Below are 24,062 nucleotides of genomic sequence, written 5' to 3' on the forward strand. Positions count from 1 at the left end.
ATGCCTTCCAGCGACGTGTCGAACGAGAACACCGCCGACCGACAACGCCACCCGCAACCGCTCACCCGCGGCGAAACCCTGCCGGTGGTTCACCAGCAGGTTCACCAGACTGCGGTGCTCGACCACCACACCCTTGGGGCGTCCGGTCGAACCGGACGTGTAGATCACATAGGCCGCCTGGTCCGGACCCACCGGCCGCAGGTCGTCCGAGCCGTAGTCGCCGGCGTCCGGAAGCGCGTCACGCACGACCAGCACCGGGTTCGCGTCCGCCAGCAGGAACTCCACGCGGTCCGCGGGCAGCGCGGGATCGACCGGCAGGTACACGCCACCGGCCTTCCAGATCGCCAGCAACGCCACCACGAACTCCACCGAACGCGGCAACGACAACGCCACCAGCCGCTCCGGCCCCACACCCGCGACCACGAAAACCCGCGCGACCCGGTTCGCCCACGCGTTCAGCTCCGCGAACGACAACGACCGGTCCCCCACCACCAACGCGACAGCGTCCGGCGTGGTCCGCGCCTGGCGTTCGAACACCTCCAGAACCGACGCCTCCGACACCTCACCGGCCGTCGCGTTCCACTCCACGAGCACCTGGCGGCGTTCGTCGGACGTCATCAGCGGCAGCTCCGAGACCGGTCGCCCGGAGTCGGCGGCGATGGCGTCGACCAGCAGCAGCAGGCGGTCGGCGAGCCGGTGGGCCGTGTCGGCGTCGAACAGGTGCGGGTCGTAGGCGAGGTCGAGGTGCAGCCGGTCGTCGAGGACGGCGCTGAGGGTGAGCGCGAAGTTGGTCGTGTCCCTGGCCCGCACGTCGGTGGCCTGGATGCCGCCGACCTCGGTGACGTCGTTGAGCGGGTAGTTCTCGAACACCACGGCGCTGTCGAACAACGACGACCCCGCGGGCACGTCACTCCACGACCGCAGCTCCGCCAGCGACACGAAGTCGAACCGGCGTGACTCGGTCTGCGCCGCCTGCAGCTCGCGCAGCCAGGTCGCGGTGTCGGCGTCGGCGCGCACGGCGACCCTGGCCGGCACGGTGTTGATGAACAGGCCGACCATCTGCTCCACGCCCGGCAGCTCGCCGGGGCGGCCGGAGACGGTCGTGCCGAACACGACGTCGGACTCACCGCTGTAGCGGGCCAGCAGCAACGCCCACGCACCCTGCACCACGGTGTTGACCGTGAGGCCGTGGCTGCGGGCCGTGTGGCGCAGGCGGTCGGTCTGCTCGGCGGTGAGCGCCACGGGCACCGCCGTGGACGACTCGGTGGCGTGGTTGCGCGCGGGTGAGCGGTCGCAGGGCAGCGCGGTGGGCGCGGAGAAGCCCGCCAGCACCTCGCGCCAGTGCCGTTCGGCGTCGGACCGGTCCTGCGCGTCCAGCCAGCGCAGGTAGTCGCGGAACGGCCGCCGCGTCACGACCTCCGGCGCACGGCCCTCGGTGATCGCCCGGTACTGCTCGCACACCTCGGCGAACACCTGCGCGAGGCTCCAGCCGTCCAGCAGCACGTGGTGGAACGTCCAGACGAGCAGCACCTCGTCGTCGGAGAGCCGGGCCAGGTCGATCCGCATCAACGGCGCACGGCGCAGGTCGAGGTCCTGTGCCGCCAGGACTTCGAGCCTACTTTCACGGTCCTCTTCGGATAGTCCCCGCCAGTCGTGGTGCGAGCACGGCAGCTCCACGCGGGAGCGGACGACCTGCACCGGCCGTTCGACGCCGTCCCAGACCAGCGCGCCGCGCAGCACCGGCGTGCGGTCCACGACGCGTTGCCACGCGGTGGCGAGGGCGTGCTGGTCGGCGACGCCGGTCAGCCGCAGGCGCACCTGGTCGAAGTAGGCCGTGGACGACGGGTCCGCCAGGCCGTGGAACAGCATCCCCTCCTGCAACGGGGTCAGCGGGTAGACGTCCTCGACCTCGTCGCCTGTCCCGACAAGACGGTCCACCGCTGCCTGGTCCAGTCGTGCCAACGGGAAGTCCGACGGCGTGCGACCACCGGCACCCGGCTCCGCGCAATGCGCCACGATCTCCGCCAACCCGCGCACCACGGCCTCGGCGACGGATCGCACGGTCGACTCGTCGTGCACGCGCCCGGAGTAGAGCCAGGTGAGCTCGAGCTCGCCGTTCTCCACCAGGCCGACGACGTCGACCAGGTACGCGCGGGCGTTGCCGGACGCGGTGTCCCGGCCGAGCGGGGCGCGGCGGGCCCGGTAGAGCCCGTCGGCGTCGGCCGCGACGTCCCACTGCCCGTGGTAGTTGAAGCTGATCAACGGGTGCGGGTCGTCCCGCAGCACGGCCGCCGGGGAGCCGGGAGCGGCCAGGTAGCGCAGCGCCGCGTAGCTCTGACCACGGCGCGGCAACGCGCGCACCTGCTCTTTGACCGACTTCAGCACACCACCCCACTCCCCCGCAGGCACGTGCAGTGCGAGGGGGAACTGGCTGGTGAACCAGCCGACGGTGCGGGAGATGTCGAGGTCGTCGGGCACGTCCTCACGCCCGTGGCCCTCCAGGCCGACGAGCACGCGGTCGTGGCCGGTCCACTCGGCCAGCGCCCGGCCGAGCGCGCTGAGCAGCACGTCGTTGACCTGCGTGCGGTAGACGCCCGGCACCTGGTGCAGCAACGCGTCGGTGTCGGCACGGCCGAGCCGCACGGTGACCGCGCGGACGTCCTGCGCCGGGTCGCCGTCCTCGTGGTCCACGGGCAGCTCGGCGGGGGCGGACGCGGCGAAGCCGGCCCAGTGGTCGAGGTCGGCGTCCAGCTCGCCCGCGTTCACGCGGTCGGCGAGGCGGCGGGCCCACGTGGCGAACGCGGTGGCCACGGGTTCGAGCACGACCGGTTCGCCGCGCACCACCTGGTCGTAGGCCGTCTCCAGGTCGCCGAGCAGCACCCGCCAGGACACGCCGTCCACGACGAGGTGGTGCACGGTCAGGAACAGCCGTGAGCGGCCGTCGCCGAGGCGGAACAGCAGGGCGCGCACGAGCGGGCCGGCTTCGAGGTCGAGGCTCGACTGGGCGGCCAGTGCTTCGGCCTGCGCGGTCTCCTCCTGGGCGGCCTCGTCCAGCCCGGAGAGGTCGCGCACCCGCATGACGCCGGTCGGCGCGGTGGGCGCGAGGTCCTGGACCCACCGGTCGCCATCGCGGGTGAAGCGGGCGCGCAGTGCGTCGTGGTGCGCCACAACGGCGTCCACGGCGGTGGCCAGCGCCCGCTCGTCCACGCCAGGCGCCAGTTCCACGTGCGTGGACATGGTGAAGTGGTGCGGGCTCGCGGGCGTGGTGTCGAAGAACCACTCCTGGATCGGCGTCAGCGGCGCGGGACCCGCCGCCGGTGCGTCCGGTACCTGGTCGGCCACGGCGGTCACCGTCGCGGCCAGCTCGGCGACGGTCGGGTGCAGGAAGACGTCCCTGGACGACAACCGCAGACCCGCCTTGCGGGCGCGCGCGACGAGCTGGATGCTGAGGATGGAGTCGCCGCCGAGCTCGAAGAAGTTGTCCTCGATCCCGACGCGGTCGATGCGCAGCACCTCGGCCCAGACGCGGGCCAGCTCCCGTTCGACGGGCGTGGTGGGCTCGACGTGGCGGTCCGCGCCGTCCTGGCGGGCCTCGGGTGCGGGCAGCGCGCGGCGGTCGACCTTCCCGTTGGCGCTCAGCGGAAGCGCGTCCAGCGCGACGAACGCCGACGGCACCATGTAGTCGGGCAGCTCGCGGGTGAGCCACGTGCGCAGCTCGGCGTGCGCCGGGACCGTGCCCGCCGCGGGCACGAGGTAGGTGACCAGCTGCTTGCGGCCGTCGTCGGTGCGGGCCACGGTGATCGACTGGGCGATGGCGGGGTGGCGCACGAGCAGGGCGTCGATCTCACCGGTCTCGACCCGGAAACCGCGGATCTTCACCTGGTCGTCGGTGCGGCCGACGAACTCCACCACGCCGTTCGCGCGCCACCGGGCGACGTCACCGGTGCGGTACATGCGGGTGCCGGGCGGGCCGAACGGGTCGGGCAGGAAGCGCTCGGCGGTCAGACCGGGCTGGCCGAGGTAGCCGCGGGCCACGCCGGCGCCCGCGAGGAACAGCTCGCCGGGCACGCCCACGGGCACCGGCCGCAACCCCTCGTCCAGCACGTAGGCGGCCATGCCGTCCAGCGGGCGGCCGATGGGGATCACGTCCGGGACGGTGGCGGTCATCGGGAACGACGTGGCGAACGTCGTGGTCTCGGTCGGGCCGTAGCCGTCGATCACGGTCAGGCCGGGGCACGCTCCGAGCACGCCACGGACGGCGGCGGCGGGGACGACGTCACCGCCGGTCCACACCTCACGCAGCCCGGCGAACGCGTCGGGCGCCTCCTGGGCGACGAGCCGGAACAGGCCCGCGGTCAGCCAGATCGCGGACACGCCGTGCGTGGTGACGGCGTGCCGGATCACGTCGGCGTCCACGTCGCCCGGCCGTGCGACGACGACCTGGCCGCCGCGCAGCAAAGGCACCCACAGCTCGTAGGTGGAGGCGTCGAACGCCGACGGCGAGTGCAGCAGCACGCGGTCGTGCGCGCCGCCGTCGAAGCGGGAGTCCAGCGCCAGCGCCACCACGTCGCGGTGCCGCACGGCCACACCCTTGGGCGTGCCGGTGGACCCGGAGGTGTGCATGACATAGGCGAGCTGGTCGGGGTGCACGACGACCGCGGGGTCGGCCGCGCCGGACCGGTCGCCGTCGAGCAGCACGACCTGTCCGGTGTGGACGGACGTGGCGACGTTCTCACCGGCGGGATCGGTGATGAGGAAGGTGATCGCGGAGTCGGTGAGCACGCGTCTCATCCGCTCGGCGGGTGCGCGGCCGTCGAGGGGCACGTACGCCGCGCCGGCCTTGACCACGGCCAGCTCGGCGACGACCAGGTCGGCGGAGCGCTCCACGAGCAGCCCCACCGGGTCCTCCGGCCGCACGCCGAGGCCGATGAGCCGGCGGGCGAGGTGGTTGGCCTGGGCGTCCAGCTCGGCGTAGGTCAGGACCACGTCGTCGGACACGACCGCGGGCGCGTCCGGCGTCCGGCGCACCTGCTCGGCGAACAGGCCGGCGATCGTGCCCTCGACCGGTGCGCGGTGAGCGTCGTTCCACCCGGTCAGGACCTGGTCGCGCTCGTCGTCCGACAGCCACGGCAGCTCGCCCAGCGGCCGGTGCGGATCGGCCGCCACGCTGCCCAGCAGCAGCACGAGGTGGTCGGCGAAGCGGGCGACCGTGGCGGCGTCGAACAGGTCGGTGTTGAACTCCAGCAGGCCTTCCAGCAGGCCGTCGCGCTCCTGGAACTCGATGGTCAGGTCGAAGATGGCGTCACGGCGGGACAGCCCGACCCGTTCGACGTCCAAACCGGGCAGCCGCGGCGGGGTGCGCTCGGCGTTCTGCAGCAGCACCATCACGTCGAACAGCGGGTTGCGGCTGACGTCGCGGTCCGTGCGCAGGGCGTCGACCAGGTGCTCCAGCGGGACCTCGTCGTGGGCGAACGCCTCCTTGACGTTCTCCTTGACCTGGTCGAGGAACTCGGTGAAGGCGGCGCTGTTGTCCACTGTGGACCGGAGTACGACGGTGTTGACGAAGAACCCGACCAGCCGCTCCAGGCCGGGGCGGCCGCGGCCGGTGGTGACGGTGCCCACGGCCACGTCGTCCTGCCCGGCGTAGCGGGCCAGCAACGCCTGGCAGCCGGCCAGCAGCACGGAGAACAGGATCGTGCCGCGCTCGTGGGCCAGCTCGCGCAACGCCGCGGTGGTCGAGGCGGGAACGGTGAACGCGTGCGCCGCGCCGTTGCTGGTGCGCACCGGCGGCCGGGGCCGGTCGGTGGGCAGCTCCAGCGGGGTGGTGCCGCTCAGCCGCCGCGTCCAGTGGTCGAGTTGACCGCGCAACGCGTCACCGGACAGCCGTTCCCTTTGCCACGCGGCGAAGTCGGCGTACTGGATCGGCAGAGCGGGCAGCGCGGCCTCGCGTCCGTCGACAGCCGCGCCGTACAGCTCGCCCAGCTCCTCGGTCAGCACGCCCATCGACCAGCCGTCGGTGACGACGTGGTGGGCGGTGACCAGCAGCACGTGCTCGTCCTGTGCGAGCCGCACCAGCAACGCCCGCACCAGCGGGCCGCGCCGCAGGTCGAACGGGCGGGAGTACTCCTCGGTCAGCAGCTCGTCCAGCGCGCCGGGGTCGTGCGGCTCGGTGACGGGCAGGGCGAGCTCGTACGGCGGGTGCACGACCTGCACGCCCACGCCGTCGGCCTCGTCGAGCGTGGTGCGCAGCGACTCGTGCCGGGCCACCAGGGCGTTCAGCGCCGTGGTCAGCGCGGGCACGTCCAGCCGCCCGGTCAGGCGCAGCGCCAGCGCGCTGTTGTAGCCGGAGCCGCCGGGCTGGAAGCGGTCGAGGAACCACAGGCGCTGCTGCGGGAACGACAGCGGCAACGGCCGGGACCGGTCAGCCGGCCGGATTGCGGCGGTCTGCTCGGAACGGCCGGACAGGCGGCGGCGCATCTGCTCCCGCAGGTGCGGGGGCAGTGCGGCGATGCGGTCCTCAATCGACGACGACATGGTGTGGTGTCTCCTCACAGGTCCGGGGTGGCGCCGTCATCGAAGGCGACTCGTTCGAGCTCGATCAGGATCTTCTCCTCGACCAGCCGCGACAGTTCGGTGACCGTGCGGGCGGTGAGGACGTCGTGCGGTGTCAGGGGAACGTCGAACGCGGCGCGGCAGCGTGAGGTGACGAGCAGGCTGCGCATGGAGTCGCCGCCGAGTGCGATGAAGTCGTCCTCGGCGCCGACGCGGTCCACGCCCAGTGCCTCCGCCCAGATCCCGGCCATCACCTCTTCGGTGTCGGTGCGGGGCGCCACGTACGTGGCGGTGGAGGCGGGGGCCGCGGGTGCGGGCAGCGCGTTGCGGTCGACCTTCCCGTTGGCGCTCAACGGAAGCGCGTCGAGCACGACGAACACCGAGGGCACCATGTAGTCGGGCAGGGTCCGCCCGGCGAACGCGGCCAGCTCCGCAGGGTCCGGTTCGCGACCGGGGTCGGCGGGCACCACGTAGGCCACGAGCTGCTTGCCGCCTTGCGCGTCCTCGCGGACGACCACGACCAGGCCGCCCACGTCCGGGTGCCGGGCCAGGACCGCCTCGACCTCGCCGAGCTCGATGCGGAACCCGCGCAGCTTCACCTGGTCGTCGGCGCGGCCGGCGAACTCCAGCACGCCACCCTGCAGCCACCGCACGACGTCGCCGGTGCGGTACATCCGCTCCCCCGGCGTGCCGAACGGGCAGGCCACGAACCGGGAGGCGGTCAGCCCCGGCCGGTCTAGGTAGCCGCGGGCCAGGCCGGCACCGGCGAGGTACAGCTCGCCGGGCACGCCGACCGGCACCGGCCGCAGCCGGTCGTCCAGCACGTAAGCGGACATGCCGTCCAGCGGCGAGCCGATGGGCACGGTGTCCGGCACCTGGCTCTGGCCGGTCATCCGGTGGGCGGTGGCGAACGTCGTGGTCTCGGTCGGTCCGTAGCCGTCGACCACGACCAGGCCGGGGCAGGCCGCCATGACCCGGCGGACCGCGGTCGCGGGCACGACGTCGCCGCCGGTCCACACCTCGCTCACGCCCGCCAGGCAGTCCGGCGAGTCCTGGGCCAGCACGCGGAACAGGCCAGCGGTCAGCCAGAGCGCGGTCACGCCGTGCGCGGTGATCACCTCGCGCAGCGCGGCGGCGTCGAGGTCCTGCGGTGGCGCGACGACCACCCGGCCGCCCCGCAGCAGCGGCACCCACAGCTCGTAGGTGGACGCGTCGAACGCCAGCGGCGAGTGCACCAGCACGGTGCGGTGGGCCGGGCCGTCGAACCGGGAGTCGAGCGCCAGCGCCACCACGTCCCGGTGCCGCACCGCCACGCCCTTCGGCGTGCCGGTGGAGCCGGAGGTGAACTCGACGTACGCGAGACCGTCGGCGTGCCCGGCCACCTCGGGCCGTTCCCGCGAGCCGTCCGAGCTCGCACCGTCCAGCAGGACGACGTCACCACCGTGGGCCTCGCGGGCGGTGGCCTCCCAGGCGGCGTCGGTGAGCAGCACGCCGGCCCCGGCCTGCTCCAGCACCAGCCGCAGCCGCTCGACCGGCGCGCGGCCGTCCAGCGGCAGGTACGCGCCGCCCGCCTTGAGCACGGCGAGCACCGCGACCACCACGTCGGCCGAGCGGCGCAAGAGCAGTCCGACCCGGTCCTCGGCACGCACGCCCAGCGCGATCAGCCGGTGCGCCAACCGGTTCGCGCGCACGTCCAGCTCGGCGTAGGTGAGCGACGTGCCGTCCGCGACGACGGCGGTCGCGTCGGGCGTCCGGTCCGCCTGGGTGGCGAACAGCTCGGCCACCGTCGCCTCGGGCAGGCCGCGTTCAACGCGCTCGGGCAGGACGAGCCGCCGTTCGGCGTCGTCGAGGAGGTCGACCTCGCCCACCGCACGACCGGGGTCGGCGGTGAGGCCGTGCAGGACCGCGCTCAGGTGCCCGCCGATCCGCTCGACCGTGCCGGGGTCGAACAGGGCCGGGTCGTAGCTGAGCCGGAACTCCAGCTCCGCGCCGGGACGGACACCGAGGCTGAGCGGGAAGTTGGTCGTCTCCACGGCGTCCAGGTCGCGCAGCACGACGCCGTGGGTCGCGGCCTCGTCGATCGGGTAGTTCTCGAACACCACGATGCTGCCGAACAGGTCGACCCCGCCCGGAACATCGCTGTACGCCTGGAGGTCCGCGAGCGCCACGTGCTCGAACCGCCGTGCCTCTGCCTGGTCGGCCTGCAGCCGCCGCAGCCACTGTGCGACCGGCTCGTCCGGCACGACCCGCGTGCGCACGGGCAGGGTGTTGATGAACATGCCGGTGATGGCGTCGGCACCGGGCAGGTCGGCCGGGCGGCCGGACACCGTCGAGCCGAAGCACACGTCGTCCTGCCCGCTGTAGCGCGACAGCAGCAGCGCCCACGCGCCCTGCACGACGGCGTTGAGCGTCAACCCGTTGCGCTGGGCGAACTCCCGCAGCCCGTCACCGGGCAGCGTGACCGTGGCCCACTCGGCGGAGCGGGTGGCGTGGCCGGGTGCGGCGGTCCGGTCGAGCGGCAGCGGTGTCGGGGCGTCGAACCCGCCCAGCACCCGCCGCCAGTGCTCCTCGGCCTCCCTCGGGTCCTGTGTGGACAGCCAGCGCAGGTAGTCGCCGAACGGCCGCCGTGCGGGCAGGTCGGGTTCGCGGCCCGCGCTGAACGCGGCGTAGCAGGTGAAGACGTCGGTCAGCACCTGGAACGTGCTCCACCCGTCGAGCAGCACGTGGTGGAACGTCCACCCGACGCGCACGGCCGTCGCGGACTCGCGGGTCAGCACCAGCCGCATCAGCGGCGCGGTGCCGAGGTCGAGCTCGCCTTCGACGTCCGTCTCGCCGATCGGCACGTCGACGTCGCGGCACACCACCTGCACCGGCCGGTCGACGCCCTCCCACACGACGCGGCTGCGCAGGATCGGCGTCCGTGCGACGACCTCACGCCACGCGCGGGCCAGCGCGTCGATGTCGGTGACGCCGTCGAGGACGAACGAGATCCGCTCGGTGTAGAGGCCTTCGTGGCCGTGGGACAGGCTGTGGAACACCATGCCCGCCTGCATCGGCGTCAGCGGGTAGACGTCCTCGACGTCGCGGCCGTCGCCGGCCAGCCGGTCGACCGCGGCCTGGTCCAGGCCCGCCAACGGGAAGTCCGACGGCGTCCGGCCGCCCGCGCCGGGCTGGGCGCAGTGCGCCACGATCTCCCGCAGCGCCGCGGACATCGCCTCGGCCAGGCGCTGAACGGTCGACTCGTCGTGCACCTCGTCGCTGAAGTACCAGGTGAGCTTGAGCCGCTTGTCCTCCACCGCGCCGACGACGTCGAGCAGGTGGGGCCGGGGCGTGTCCGGTGCGGCATCAGCGGACAGGCCGCCGACCGTGCGGAACGCCGTGCCGCCCGCCGTGCCGTCGAACTGCCCGAGGTAGTTGAACGCGACGGAGGGCTGCACCCCGCCGTACCGCGCGCCGTGGCCGATACCGCGCCGGGGTACCGCGCGCAGCCGTTCCTTGGTCGCCTTGAGCACGTCGCCCCAGTCCCCCGCCGGCACGTCGAGCGCCACCGGGAACACCGAGGTGAACCAGCCGACCGTGCGGGACAGGTCGATGCCGTCGAGGAAGTCACCGTCGCGGCCGTGGCCCTCCAGGTCCACCAGGACCCGGTCCCGGCCGGTCCACCCGGCCAGCACCCGGCCCAGCGCGCTGAGCAGCACGTCGTTGACCTGCGTGCGGTACACGGCGGGCACGTCCTGCAGCAGTGCCCTGGTCAGGTCGGCGTCCAGCTCGGCGGTGACGCCGCGCACCGACCCGGTCGTGCCGGTGCCGGGACGGTCCACGGGCACGGCGGGGTCGCCGGTCACACCGGCCCAGTGGCCGGCCTCGTCGTCGAACCCACCGGCCCCGGTGTACTCGGCCAGCCGCTGCGCCCACTCGCGGAACGACGTGGTCTTGGCTCCGAGGACGATGTCCTCGCCGCGCGTCGCCCGCAGGTAGGCGGTCTCCAGGTCCTCCAGCAGCACCCGCCAGGACACGCCGTCCACGACCAGGTGGTGCACGGCGACCAGCAGCCGGCGGGACGTGAGCAAAGCCGCCCGCAGCAACGGTCCGCGAGCCAGGTCGAACCCGCGGTGCGCCTCGCCGGTCACCGCCGCCAGCGCCTCGTCGTCCTCTTCGGACAGTCCGTGCACCGACAGCACGTCCACCGGCTCGACCGGCGCGTTGTGCTCGCGCCACCCGGACGGCGTGCGCTCGAACCGCATCCGCAGCGCGTCGTGGTGCTCCACCAACGCCGTCAGCGCCCGCCGCAGGGCGTCGACATCGGGCTCGTCGGCGAACTCGACGACCACGGACTGGTCGAAGTGCTCGGGCCGGGGCGGTGCGGTGTCGAGGAACCAGCGCTGGATCGGCGTGAGCGGGACCTCGCCGGTCACCGGTTCCTGCGGCACGGCCGCCTCGACGGCGGTGGCGGGCACGGCCGCCGCGAGCGCTGCCACCGTGGGACAGGTGAACAGGTCCCGCGGCGACAGGCGGTATCCGGCCTGCCGGGCCCGTGACACGACCTGGATGCTGATGATCGAGTCGCCGCCGAGCTCGAAGAAGTCGTCGTGCACGCCGACCCGTTCGATCCCGAGCACCTGCGCCCAGATCTCCGCCAGCACCTGCTCGGCTTCGGTCCGCGGTGCGACGTGCTCGGCGGTGGCCGGCTCCCACTCGGGCGCGAGCAGCGCCTTGCGGTCGAGCTTTCCGTTGCCGGTCAACGGGAACCGCTCCAGCTGCACGAACGCCGAGGGCACCATGTGCTCGGGCAGCGTCCTGGCCAGGAAGCCGCGCGGGTCGCTGACCGTGCGACCGTCGAGCGGGACGAGGTAGCCGACGATCACCTTGCGCCCGGCGTGCTCGCGGACGTCGGCGACCGCGGCGGCCACGTCGTCGTGCGCTTCGAGCGCGGCCTCGATCTCACCGAGCTCGATGCGGAAGCCGCGGATCTTGACCTGGTGGTCGGCGCGGCCGAGGTAGTCGAGCCGGCCGTCCTTCCAGCGGGCCAGGTCACCGGTGCGGTACATGCGCGAGCCGGGCTCGCCGAACGGGTCGGCGACGAACCGGGACGCGGTCAGGCCGGGCCGGTTGAGGTAGCCGCGCGCCAGGCCGGCCCCGGCGACGTGCATCTCGCCGACGACACCGGGCGGCACGGGCCGCAGGTCCTCGTCGAGGACGTACACGCGCAGGTCCGGGATGGGTTCGCCGACGGTGCCGTCGGCGGGTGTCCACGTGACGTGCACGGTGGTCTCGGTGATGCCGTACATGTTGATCAGCTCGCCGGGACCGGTCCAGGCCGCGAGCTTGCGCACGTCCAGCGCTTCACCGCCGAAGACGACGTAGCGCAGGCAGAGGTCCTGCGGCTGTTCGGCGATGAGCTGGTAGAACGCCGACGGTGTCTGGTTGAGCACCGTGACCCGTTCGCGCGCCAGCAGCGCCGCGAACTCGCCCGGCGACCGCGAGATCTCGTAGGGGACGACCACGAGCCGCCCGCCGTGCAGCAGCGGGCCCCACAGCTCCCACACGGAGAAGTCGAAGGCGTAGCTGTGGAACAACGTCCACACGTCGTCGGCACCGAACCCGAACCAGGCGTCGGTGGCCGAGAACAGCCGGGCCACGTTGGCGTGCGGCACGACGACGCCCTTGGGCTTGCCGGTGGAGCCGGAGGTGTAGATGACGTAGGCCGGGTTCTCCGGCCGCAGCACGACGTCCGGGGCGGTGGTCGGCCGGTCGGACAGGTCGGGCAGCTCGGTCAGCACGGCCACCGGCCGGGTGTCCTCGACCATGCCCGCGATCCGGTCCTCCGGGTAGGACGGGTCGATCGGCAGGTAGGCAGCGCCGGACTTGAGGACGCCCAGCACCGCCACGACCAGGTCGGTGGAGCGGGGCAGCCGCAGCGCGACGTACCGCTCGGGCCCGGCGCCGCGCTCGGCCAGCGCGTGCGCCAGCCGGTTGGCGCGGGCGTCCAGCTCGGCGTAGGTGAGGTGCTCGCCGTCGCACGTGACGGCGACGGCGTCCGGTGTGCGCGCGGCCTGCTCGGCGAACAGCTCCGGCAGCGTGCCCACCGGGAAGTCCCGGCCGGTGGGGTTCCACTCCACCAGCACCTGCTCGCGCTCGGTGTCGTCGAGCAGCCGCAGGTCGCCCAGCGGCCGGGCGGGGTCCGCCAGCACGTCGTCCAGCAGCATCCGCAGGTGCCGGCCGAGCCGGTGCACCGTGGGCTCCTCGAACAGGGCCGGGTCGTGGTCGAGCTCGATGACCAGGCGCGGGCCGGGTGACACCACGACGGTGAGCGCGTAGTTGGTGGGTTCGTGCGCGTGCACGTCGTACAGCCGCAGGCCGTGCGCGGCCATGGCGTCCTCGTCGAACGGGTAGTTCTCGAACACGAGGATGCTGTCGAACAGGTTCGCACCGCCGGGCAGCGCGCTCCACCCGCGCAGCCGGGCCAGTGGCACGTGCTCGAAGCGCCGCGCCTCTGCCTGGTCGGCCTGCAGCTCCCGCAGCCACGACAGCTGGTCGCGGCCGCGGTCGACGGCGACACGGGTGGGCACGGTGTTGATGAACATGCCGACCGTCGACTCGACGCCGGGCAGGTCCGCGGGCCGGCCGGAGACGGTGGTGCCGAACACGACGTCGGACGTGCCGGCGTAGCGGGCCAGCAGCACCGCCCAGGCGCCCTGCACCACGGTGTTCACCGTGAGGCCGTTGCGCTGGGCCACTTCCCGCAGCCGTTCGGTGCTCTGCTCGGTCAGTTCGAGGCGGACGGTGCCGCCGGACTGCGCCCGGTGCGCGTCGACCGGGCGGTGGTCGAAGGGCAGCGGGGTGGTCTCGCCGAAGCCGTCGAGCACCTGCCGCCAGTACCGCTCGGCCTGCGCGCCGTCCTGCCGGTCCAGCCAGTGCAGGTACTCGCGGAACGGCGGGCGGGCCGCGGTGGGCCCGGACGTGCTGCGGGTGATGGCCGCGTGGTGCTCGCAGACCTCGGTGAACAGCTGGGCCGCGCTCCACCCGTCGAGCAGCACGTGGTGGAACGTCCACAGCACCAGCACCTCGTCGCCGGACAGCCGGGCGAGTGCCACGCGCATCAGCGGCGCCGTGGCCAGGTCGAGTCCGGCGGCGCGGTCGCTGTCGAGCAGAGCGCTCAGCTGTTCGTCGCGGCCCTGTTCGTCGAGGCCGCTCCAGTCGAGGTGGGTGATCGGGAGGGTGACGTGCGGGCGCACCAGCTGCAGCGGTTCCGCGAGCCCGTCCCACACCACCTCGCTGCGCAGCACGGCGTTGCGGTCCACGACCCGTTGCCAGGCCTCGCCCAGCACGCGCGGGTCGGTCACGCCGGAGAGCCGGAAGCGGACCTGGTTGAAGTACGCGCCGGAGCTCGCGCCGTCGACCAGGCCGTGGAAGACCATGCCGGCCTGCATGGGCGTCAGCGGGTAGACGTCCTCGACGTCGCGGCCGTCGCCGATCAGGCGGTCGACCGCGGCCTGGTCCAGGGCCGCCAGCGGGAAGTCCGACGGCGTGCGGCCACCGGAACCGGGCTGGGCGCAGTGCGCCACGATCTCCCGCAACGCCGTGGCCATCGCCTCGGCCAGGCGGTGAACGGTCGACTCGTCGTGCACCTGGTCGCTGAAGTACCAGGTGAGGTCGAGGCAGCCGTGCTCGACCGCGCCGACGACGTCGAGCAGGTGCGGGCGTGGTGCCTCGGGTGCGCTGTCGAGCTCCAGGCTGCCGCGCACGGCGTGCAGCACGCCGCCCTCCACGGCCGACCAGTCGAGCCGGCCGAGGTAGTTGAGGCTGATCCGCGGGGCGCCGGTGCCGGGCTCGTGCAGGGCGCCGTGGCCGATTCCCTTGCGGGGCACGGCGCGCAGCTGTTCCTTGACCGACTTGAGGACCGTGCCCCAGTGGTCACCGGACCAGTCGCCGTCGGGCACGTGCGGTGCGACGGGGAAGATCGAGGTGAACCAGCCGACCGTGCGGGAGAGGTCGACACCGTCGAGCACGTCCTCGCGGCCGTGGCCCTCCAGGTCCACCGGCACCCGCCGGCGGCCGGTCCACTCGGCCAGCACCCGGCCCAGCGCGCTCACGAGCACGTCGTTGACCTGCGTGCGGTAGGCGCCGGGCACGTCCTGCAGCAGCGCCCTGGTGGTCTCGCGGTCGAGCCGGACCGACACGGCACGGGTGGACCCGGCGGTGTTGGGCCCGTCGTGGTCGACGGGCAGCGACGGGTCGGCTTGCGCGGTCGCGGCCCAGTGGACGCGTTCGTCGTCGAACCCGCCCTGCGCGGTGTGCCGGGCGAGCCGGTGCGCCCAGTCCCGGAACGACGTCGTCTTGGCGGCCAGTACCACGGGCTCGCCGCGCACGGCCTGGTCGTAGGCCGTGACGAGGTCCTCCAGCAGGACGCGCCACGACACGCCGTCCACGACGAGGTGGTGGACGGTCAGGCACAGCACCGGGTGCTCGCCCTCGGGGCGCTGCAGGACGGCCCGCAGCAGCGGCCCGGTCGCGAGGTCGAAGCCCTCGGTGCGGTGTGCGGTCAGCAGTTCGGCCTGTTCGGCCGGTGCGTTGTGCTGGCGCCACCCGGACCCGGTGCGCTCGAACCGCATCCTCAGCGCGTCGTGGTGCTCCACCAGCGCGGCCAGCGCCCGGCGCAGTGCGTCGGTGTCCACGTCGTGGGCCAGTTCCGCGGTCAGGGACTGGTTGAAGTGCTCGGGGTGCTCGGGGTTCGTGGCGAACAGCCACCGCTGCACCGGCGTGAGCGGCACGTCGCCCGCCACCCGGCCCTGGTCGGCCTGTGCGGGTCCGGCGACGGCCGCCGCGGCGGCGAGCGCCGCGACGGTGGGGTGGCGGAACAGGTCGCCGGGGGTGAGCGCGAGGCCTGCCTGGCGGGCCCGTGACACCACCTGGATGCTGAGGATGGAGTCGCCGCCCAGCTCGAAGAAGTTGTCGCTCGCTCCCACGCGTTCGACGCCGAGCAGCTGCGACCAGATCCCGGCCAGCACAGCCTCCGGTCCGTCGGCGGGTGCGACGTTGGTGGCGGTGGTGGCGGACCACACCGGGTCGGGCAGCGCGCGCCGGTCGACCTTCCCGCTCGCGTTGAGCGGCAAGGAGTCCAGGACGACGAACGCGGAAGGCACGAGGTAGTCCGGCAGCCCGCGGCCGAGGAACTCCCGCAGCTGCGCCACCTCGGGCGCGGTGTCCACAGTGGTCAGATAGGCGACCAGGCGCTTGCGGCCGGTGTCGTCGGTGCGCACGACCGTGACGGACTGGGCCACGGCGGGATGGGCGGACAGCGCCGTGTCGACCTCGCCCGGCTCGACGCGGAACCCGCGGATCTTGACCTGGTCGTCGGTGCGGCCGACGAACTCCACGGTGCCGTCGGCCTGCCAGCGCACGAGGTCGCCGGTGCGGTACATCCGCTCCCCCGGCGCTCCGAACGGGTCGGCGACGAACCGGGCCGCGGTGAGTCCCGGCTGGCCCGCGTAGCCGCGCGCCAGGCCGGAGCCCGCGATGTACAGCTCACCCGGCACGCCGATCGGCGTGGGCGACAGGCTCTCGTCGAGCACGCGCAGCCGCATGTCGTCCAGCGGGCGGCCGATCGGCACGACGTCCCCGACGCCATCGGCGTCAGCCATGCGGTACGAGGTGGCGAAGGTGGTGGTCTCGGTGGGGCCGTAGCCGTTGACCACGGCGATGCCGGGGCACGCGCGCAGCACCCGGCGGACCGCGGGCGCGGGCACGACGTCGCCGCCGGTCCACACCTCGCGCAGCCCGGTCAGGCAGTCGGGGTCGTCCTGCGCGATGACCCGGAACAGGCCGGCGGTCAGCCACAGGCCGGTGAGGCCGTGCCCGGTGACGAGGTCGCGGATCCGGCCGGCGTCCAGGTCACCGGCCGGGGCGACCACGACGGTGCCGCCGCTCAGCAGCGGCACCCAGAGCTCGTAGGTGGTGGCGTCGAACGCGGGCGCGGAGTGCAGCAGGACGCGGTCGTGCGCGCCGCCCTCGAACCGCCGGTCCCGTGCGAGGTCGGTCACGTCGCGGTGCCGCACGGCGACGCCCTTGGGCACGCCGGTGGAGCCCGAGGTGTGCATGACGTAGGCGAGCTGGTCCGGGCGCGGGGTCACGTCCGGCGCGGTGTCCGGTTCCCCGGTGAGGTCCGCGGTGCCCAGCACGACAACGCGCCCGTCGCAGATCTCCTGCGCGGTCGCGAGCCACGTCTGGTCGGTCAGCACGACGTCGGCGCCGCTGCCCTTCAGCAGCACGGCCAGCCGTTCGGCGGGCGCCCTGGTGTCGAGCGGCACGTAGGCCCCGCCCGCCTTGACGACCGCCAGCTCGGCGGCCACGAGGTCGAGCGAACGGCTCAGCAGCAGGGCCACCGGCTCCTCGGCGCGCAGTCCGTGGCGCAGCAGGTGGTGGGCCAGGCGGTTGGCGCGGGCGTCCAGCTCGGCGTAGGTCAGCGACGTGCCGTCGGCGACGACGGCCTCGGCGTCGGGCGTGCGGCGGACCTGCTCGGCGAAGAGGGCGGTGATCGTGGTCGGGGGCCGGTGCCGGCCGGTGCCGTTGAACGCGTGCAGGACCCGGTCGCGTTCCGTCGGCCCGAGCAGTGCCAGCTCGCCCACGGGCCGGGCGGGGTCGGCGACGACGGACTCCAGCAGGACCCGCAGGTGGCCGGCCATCCGCTCGATCGTGGCGGCGTCCCACAGGTCGGTGTTGTACTCCAGCGACAGGTCCAGCGAGCCGTCCCGCGGCCAGAACTCGACCAGCAGCTCGAACCGGGCCCGCGGGCGCGGCAGGTGGTGCTCGGTGACGCTCAGCTCCTCGACCGCCTGCGGCCGCACCATCTCCTGCTGCAGCACGACGAGCGCCTGCACGAGCGGTGTGCGGCTCGGGTCGCGGTCGGGCCGCAGCTCGTCGACGAGCCGGTCGAACGGCACCTCGTCGTGGGCGAACGCGTCGAGCACGGTGTCCTTGACGTCGGCCAGGAACCGCTCGAACGGCACGGCCGGGTCCACTGTGGACCGCAGCACGAGAGTGTTGACGAAGAAGCCGACCAGGTCGTCCAGCTCCGGGCGGCCGCGGCCCGCGGAGGCGGTGCCCACGGCCACGTCGCTGCGGCCGGTGTAGCGGGCCAGCAGCAGCTGCACGGCCGCCGCCAGGGTGGTGAACAGGGTGGTGCCGCCGGTGCGGCCGAGCTCGGTCAGGCGCTGCACCAGGTGGTCCGGCAGGGATTCGCGGTGCACGGCGCCCGCGGTGGTGCGCTGCGCAGGGCGGGGCCGGTCGGTGGGCAGGTCGAGCGGTTCGAGGCCGGCGAGGACGTGGCGCCAGTGGTCCACCTCCCCGGCGACGGCCGGGTCGTCCAGGCGGCGGCGCTGCCACGCCGCGAAGTCGCCGTAGCGGATCGGGAGCGGCCGGAGGCCGGTTGTTGTTGTTCTTCGCACGGCGGAGCGGTACAGCTCCAGCAGGTCGTCGACCTGGAGCCGGACCGACCAGCCGTCGGTGGCGATGTGGTGCTGGTCGAGCAGCAGCACGTGGTCGTCGTCGGCCAGCCTGGCCAGCACGGCGCGCGCCAGCGGTCCGGTGGTCAGGTCGAACGGCGTGGTCAGCTCCTCCGCGCACAGCCGGTCGAGCGCGTCGTCCCGGTCGGCTTCCCGGACACCGGAGAGGTCCTCGACGCGCAGCGGAACGGGCGCGGGTGCGGCGACGACCTGCACGCCGTGGCCGTCGACCTCCGCGTAGGTGGTCCGCATGACCTCGTGCCGTTCGACCAGCGCGTCCAGCGCGGTCCGCAGGGCGTCGAGGTCGAGCGGGCCGCGCAACCGCAGGCCGACACCGGTGTTGTAGTCGGTGGCGGCGGGGTCGAGCCGGTGCTGCAACCACAGCCGGTGCTGCGCCGGGGACAGCGGCAGCGCGCTGCCGGGCGGCACCGGGGTGATCCGGTCGCCCGCCTCGATGGGCAGGCGGTCGGCGAGCAGCTCGGCGAGACCGGCCACGGTTCCCGCGGCCATCAGCTCGCCGGTGGACAACGGCACGTCCAGCGCCGTGCGCAGCCGCGACACCACCCGCAGGGCCTGGATCGAGTCGCCGCCCAGCGACAGGAAGTCGTCCTGCGCGCCGACCTGGTCAGGGGCGACCCCGAGCACCTCGGCCCACGCCCGCGCGATGGCCTGCTCGGCGGGCGTGCGCGGTGCGACGCGCTCGGTGCGCCGGTCGAGGCCCCAGTCGGGTTCGGGCAGCGCCTTGCGGTCGAGCTTGCCGTTGGAGTTGAGCGGGAGGCGGTCCAGCGTCGTGAACGCCGACGGCACCATGTAGTCGGGCAGCGAACGCAGGACGACGTCACGCAGCTCGTCACCGGAAGGTGCCGTGGCCCCGGCCGGGACGACGTAGGCGACGAGGCGTTTGACGCCGCCCTGGTCGACCTTCGCCAGCACCGCGGCCTGCGCGACACCGGGGTGCTCGGCCAGCACGGCCTCGACCTCGCCGGTCTCCACCCGGAACCCGCGGATCTTGACCTGGTCGTCGACGCGGCCGACGAAGTCGATCGTGCCCTCGGGGGTCCAGCGCACCAGGTCGCCGGTGCGGTACATCCGCTCCCCCGGCGCGCCGAACGGGTCGGCCAGGAAGCGGTCCGCGGTCAGGCCGGGGCGGTTGAGGTAGCCGCGGGCGAGACCGGCGCCCGCGATGAACAGCTCCCCGGTCTCCCCGTCGGGCACCAGGTTCAGGTCGTCGTCCAGCACGTGCAGCCGCATGCCGTCCAGCGCCGTGCCGATGGGCAGGACGTCGGGCACCGCGCCGACGTCGGGCAGGGGGTGGCAGGTGGCGAACGTGGTCGTCTCGGTGGGGCCGTAGACGTCCACCACGACGGTGCCAGGACACGCCTGGAGCACCCGCCGCACCGCCGCGGCGGGCACCACGTCACCGCCGGTCCACACCTCGCGCAGCCCCGTCAGGCAGGCCGGGTCGTCCTGCGCCAGCACGCGGAACAGGCCGGAGGTCATGAAGATCCCGGTCACGCCGTGCTCGGTGATCGCCTTGCGCAGCACCGGCCCGTCCACGTCGCCGGGAGGGGCGACCACGACGCTGCCGCCGTTGAGCAGCGGCACCCACAGCTCGTAGGTCGACGCGTCGAACGCCACCGGCGAGTGCACCAGCACCCGGTCGTGCGCGCCGCCCGTGAACCGCGCGTCGCGGGCGAGGTCGACGACGTCGCGGTGCCGGGCCGCCACGCCCTTCGGCACGCCGGTGGAGCCCGAGGTGAACACGACGTAAGCCAGGTTGTCCGGGTGCACCACCGGAACCGGCGCGTCCTCGACGTCCGCGGACTCCTCGCCCACGACCACCACGTGGCCGCCGTGCACGCGTTCCGCGACCGCCCGCCACACGTGGTCGGTCAGGAGCACCGGCACTCCGGCGTCCGCGAGCATGGCGGCCATCCGCTGCTCAGGTGCACGTGCGTCGAGCGGCACGTACGCGCCCCCGGCCTTGAGCACGGCCAGCAGCCCGGCCACGAGGTCGGCCGAGCGTTCCAGCAGCACACCGACCGGCCGCTCGGGCCGGACCCCCAGCCGCAGCAACCGCCGGGCGAGCCGGTCCGAGCGGGCGTCGAGCTCCGCGTAGGTGAGCTCGCCGTCGTCGGCGACCACCGCCACGGCGGCCGGGGTGCGCCGGACCTGCTCGGCGAACAGACCGACCACGGTGTCGCGCTGCGCGGGGCAGAACGGACCTCCGGCCGGCGTGGTGGCGGGCACGGTGTCGGGGAGCGTCATCGCCGTCCAACCTCTTTCGGGCGCGCTGCAACGGCGCGGGTGTACCAGGGGCAGGGAAAGGTGTGCGGGGCTGTCGCGCGGCCTCAGGCCACGTCGCGCTCGCGTTGCCGGCCGGCGACCCGGCCGCCGATCTGGATCCGGTCGATCCGGCCGCTGCGGGGGTCGCGCAGGAAGCGGCCGGGGTGCCCGGTCGCGCCGTTGGCCAGCTCGGTGACGGAGAAGACGAACCCGTCGTGCACCGCGAGCCGCGCGGCCGGTTCGTCGTCGACGACCAGGTGCAGCTCGTCGCCCTCGACCACCACGGAGAAGGCGGTGTCGCCGTTGACGTACGTGCCGGTGCACTCGCGCGGGATGGACGTGCGCGGCTCAGTGTTGATCGTCGCGGCGCTGTCGGCGAGCTCGATGCCCGCCGCCCGCAGCTCCGGCAGCAGGTCGCGCCAGAGCGCGGCACCGGTGGCGGAGTTGGTGGTCAGCGCGACGACCGTGCCGGTCTCGGGGTTCAGCCGCAGGTGGCAGGAGGTGCCGTCGGCGGTGCCGTCGTGGCCGAGCCAGCCGGTGTCGTTGCCGCGGAAGAGCGCGAGGCCCAGGCCCCAGCCGTCGGCGAGACCGAACGGGTCCGCGCCGGGCACGGGGCGGCGCATCTCGGCGAGGTGCTCGGGGGTGACCAGGCCGGGGTCGATGCCGCCGTGGCCGGCGTCGAGGTGCATCCGCGCGAGCTCGACCAGGTCGGCGGCGCTGGCGGCGAGACCGCCCGCGGGCGCCTCGACCTCGGTCAGCTCCTGCTCGACCGGCCGCACCAGGCCCAGGGCGTGGTTGACGGTGTGACCGCTGGCCGTGGCGGATCCGTCGTCGCCGTCGGTGCCCGCGATGAACCCGAGGTCGATGTCGAGCGGCTTGAGCAGGATGGTGCGGACCGCTTCCTCCCACGACATGCCGGTCGCCACCTCGATCAGGCGGCCGATGAGGGCGTAGCCGGTGTTGGAGTAGGAGAAGCCGGCGCCCGGCGGCTGCACGACGTCCCGCACCGAAGCGGCCAGCGCCGCGGGGCCGTCGGAGGGCGGGGCGGTGACCTCCGAGTGCAGCCCGCCGGTGTGGCTGAGCAGGTGACGGGCGGTGAGCACGTCCGCGTTCTCCCCGAGCGCCTGCCGCAGGTCGGGCAGGTACTCCACGACCGGCTCGTCGAGGTCGATGTCGCCGTCGGACACCAGGACCATCAACAGGGTCGCGGTGAAGGTCTTGGTGATGGAACCGATCGGCACTTTGCTGTCACGCCGCATCGCGCGACCCGTGCCGTGCCGCTCTTCGCCGAACTCGAACTCGCGGGCCTCACCGCCGGACCAGATGACGAGCTGAGCACCTGGTACGTCGTTGTCGGTGGCCGCCCGTTCGAGTGCCGCACGTAAGTGGTCCACCATTTCCTCTCTCATCAACACCCCTACCCGTTCCGATTTGTTCTGCACGGACGTGTGACGCACGTTTAGCACGACGCAAAAGCGCGCGACAACCGTGGTACCCACCAACTGCCGTTGTCACACAATTCCACGTTGCCGGGAATCACATCCGGTGCACATGTACATTGCCGCACATTGCCAGTACTCGCCGGGAGTTCGCCAGCCCCGGAATCTCGATCCCAGGAGGTGAACGGACGCGCAATGCGAAATATTGTTAACTTTCAGCGGTCGCACGTCCGCCGGACACCATTCACCTGAATGCGAGGTTTGAACACGCATGGTGAGCCCGGCGGTCGCCCGGCTGCGGCACAGGTCAGGCGTTCTGGTCCGCCGCCATCTGTTCCCGCAGGCTGCGGGGCCGCATGTCGGTCCACACGGAGTCCACGTAGTCCATGCACTCCTGCCGCGACCCCTCTTTCCCCTCGCTGCGCCACCCCTGGGGAAGCTCCTTGCCCAACGGCCACAACGAGCGCTGTTCCTCGTCGTTGACCAGGACCTGGTAGGCGGCGTCGGCCACGGCTGTCTCCTTCTCGTCATTCGGACATGAGGTGCGGATCGGGGCTCACCGGAATCGGGCGACCGGTGATCACGGCGGAGAAAAACTCCGCGCGCAAACCAGCCCTCACCGCAGACCAGACAACAGTGGCGTTCCGCGACTGCCGAATACACCGCCAAAGGGAGCATTCCCATGAATCCCCGAGCAGCATAAACGAACCATATGTTTTAGCCGCCGCCGATGGGGGAACCGGGCCGTTACCCGAGAGTCACTCGCGACTCTCCGGCCCGTTTCACCCCGTTCTCACTGCCCGGAGGGGTGTTCGTAGCCGCCCGTTAGCCGTTGTGACAGCCCGGATAACGGTTGCTTATGCGGTCGGAATCCGGGCTTGTTAACACAATACAGGAGACGATGTCTTTCTCGTCACAACTGCCCGCATTTTCGACGTGACGGGTGGTACCGGGTGGCCGGCGCGCGGGCGTCAGAGCGCGAGGTCGGGCCGTGCGACCGCGGACGCCTGCCGCAGCGCCTCGACCGCGTGCGGCACGGTCTCGTGCAGCATGAGCACCTGCCCCAGGCCGGTGACCGTGAGCGAGCGCAGGCTCGCGCGTCCGGTCGCGACGACGGCGAACCCGATGCCGGCCTGCCGGGCGCGCTGGTTGGCCTCACCCAGCATCGCCAGCCCCGTGGAGGCGAAGAACCCGACGGCGAGGTACAGCACGATGCCGATCGGGTGGGTGTTCATCTGGTCCTGGATCGCGGCGCGCGCCCGGTCGACGTTGGTGATGTCGACATCACCGTTCAGCGCCATGACCACGACGCCGTCGTGGTCGACGGTCTCGATGCTCAGGTGTGACACACCATCGCTCAGTCCATGCGTCATCGCGTACCGCCCGTGCCCGCCGGGCCGGCCTTCGCGAAGCCGGCTGCCGGTCCCGTCACCGCGATGATCACGCGGCATCGTCCACGCTCGCACCGATCAGCGGTTCTCGCTCGCCCAACCGCCACACGCCGCCCGGCCGTGTATTTGTTGCCGCAACGGGTGCCGGTGTGCGATCGCTCGCATGTTGATAACATCCAGATTTTGGTGACATTTACTTTGGGGGCCGGTCATGGCGACACGCCATCTGTACGTGGTGCGGCACGGCGCGGCGGACCCGTTCGGCGAGCTGACCGACGTAGGCGAACGTCAGGCCCACCTGCTCGGCCGGCGCCTGGCCCAGCTGCCGGTCGACGCCGTGTGGCACTCCCCTCTGCCTCGTGCGGCACGCACCGCGCGGATCCTGGCCGAGTACCTGCCGGACGCGGCCGTGGGCGAGGCACCCGAGCTGGTCGACCACGTGCCGCACGTACCGACCGACGTGCCACCCGCGTGGGCCGGCTTCTTCGACGGCTACGACCCCGAGGAGGCCGCCGCCGGCGCACGCGTGGCGGAGGCGTTGACCGCCCGCTTCGCCCGCCCGGCCGACACCGAGGTCCACGAGGTGCTGGTCACCCACGCCTACCAGGTGGCCTGGCTGGTCAGGGACGCCCTCGGCGCACCGCCCGCCCGGTGGCTCGCGATGAGCTGCGGCAACACGGCGTTGACGGTCATCCAGCACTGGTCCGGCACGTTGCCGAGCCTGCTGCTGTACAACGACATGAGCCACCTCCCGGCGGAGCTGCGCTGGACAGGCTTCGGGCCGGGCACGCGCCCGTGACCTACCGGCGGTAGGTCACGGGCGCGTGCCCGGCGCCACCTACCGGCGGAGCGCGCCGTGGGCCGCCGCGGACCTACCGGCCGAGCACCGCGTG

Annotated in this window: 5 protein-coding genes and 1 pseudogene; 1 reads left to right on the forward strand and 5 read right to left on the reverse strand. The window is 73.1% G+C overall.

All coding sequences use genetic code 11. The annotated features are described in order from the left end of the window. Positions 1-120 precede the first annotated feature (120 nt). From ADL03_RS50265 to ADL03_RS24075, 5 genes and pseudogenes are all read right to left on the reverse strand, one after another. A pseudogene (locus ADL03_RS50265) lies at positions 121-6,534 on the reverse strand (amino acid adenylation domain-containing protein); the annotation flags it as partial. A 14-nt stretch (positions 6,535-6,548) separates the two neighbouring features. Further along, positions 6,549-20,321, reverse strand: a complete 13,773-nt coding sequence (locus ADL03_RS24060; protein WP_053735801.1) for a non-ribosomal peptide synthetase — start codon at positions 20,319-20,321, stop codon at positions 6,549-6,551. An 83-nt stretch (positions 20,322-20,404) separates the two neighbouring features. After that, entirely contained in the window at positions 20,405-21,748 is a 1,344-nt protein-coding gene (locus ADL03_RS24065) for a serine hydrolase (RefSeq protein WP_063798687.1), read from the reverse strand. 337 nt (positions 21,749-22,085) lie between these two features. Beyond that, positions 22,086-22,289 (reverse strand): MbtH family NRPS accessory protein, encoded by a 204-nt coding sequence (locus ADL03_RS24070; protein WP_053735803.1) that lies wholly within the window; start codon positions 22,287-22,289, stop codon positions 22,086-22,088. A gap of 460 nt (positions 22,290-22,749) precedes the next feature. Next, on the reverse strand, positions 22,750-23,127 hold the full coding sequence (locus ADL03_RS24075) for an STAS domain-containing protein (RefSeq protein WP_053735804.1): 378 nt from the start codon (positions 23,125-23,127) through the stop codon (positions 22,750-22,752). Between the two features lie 253 nt (positions 23,128-23,380). Here ADL03_RS24075 and ADL03_RS24080 point away from each other — a divergent pair, with 253 nt between their 5' ends. Beyond that, a complete protein-coding gene (locus tag ADL03_RS24080) occupies positions 23,381-23,968 on the forward strand; it encodes a histidine phosphatase family protein (protein WP_053735805.1) in 588 nt (195 codons plus the stop codon). The last annotated feature ends 94 nt before the right edge of the window (positions 23,969-24,062 follow it).

Source organism: Nocardia sp. NRRL S-836, from assembly GCF_001279525.1.
Lineage (GTDB): Bacteria > Actinomycetota > Actinomycetes > Mycobacteriales > Pseudonocardiaceae > Lentzea.

Excerpts from the sequence above, each read along its gene's own strand:
- ADL03_RS24065 (WP_063798687.1), bottom strand. The coding sequence starts at position 21,748 with ATGAGAGAGGAAATGGTGGACCACTTACGTGCGGCACTCGAACGGGCG.
- ADL03_RS24080 (WP_053735805.1), top strand. The coding sequence starts at position 23,381 with ATGGCGACACGCCATCTGTACGTGGTGCGGCACGGCGCGGCGGACCCG.
- ADL03_RS24060 (WP_053735801.1), bottom strand. The coding sequence starts at position 20,321 with ATGACGCTCCCCGACACCGTGCCCGCCACCACGCCGGCCGGAGGTCCG.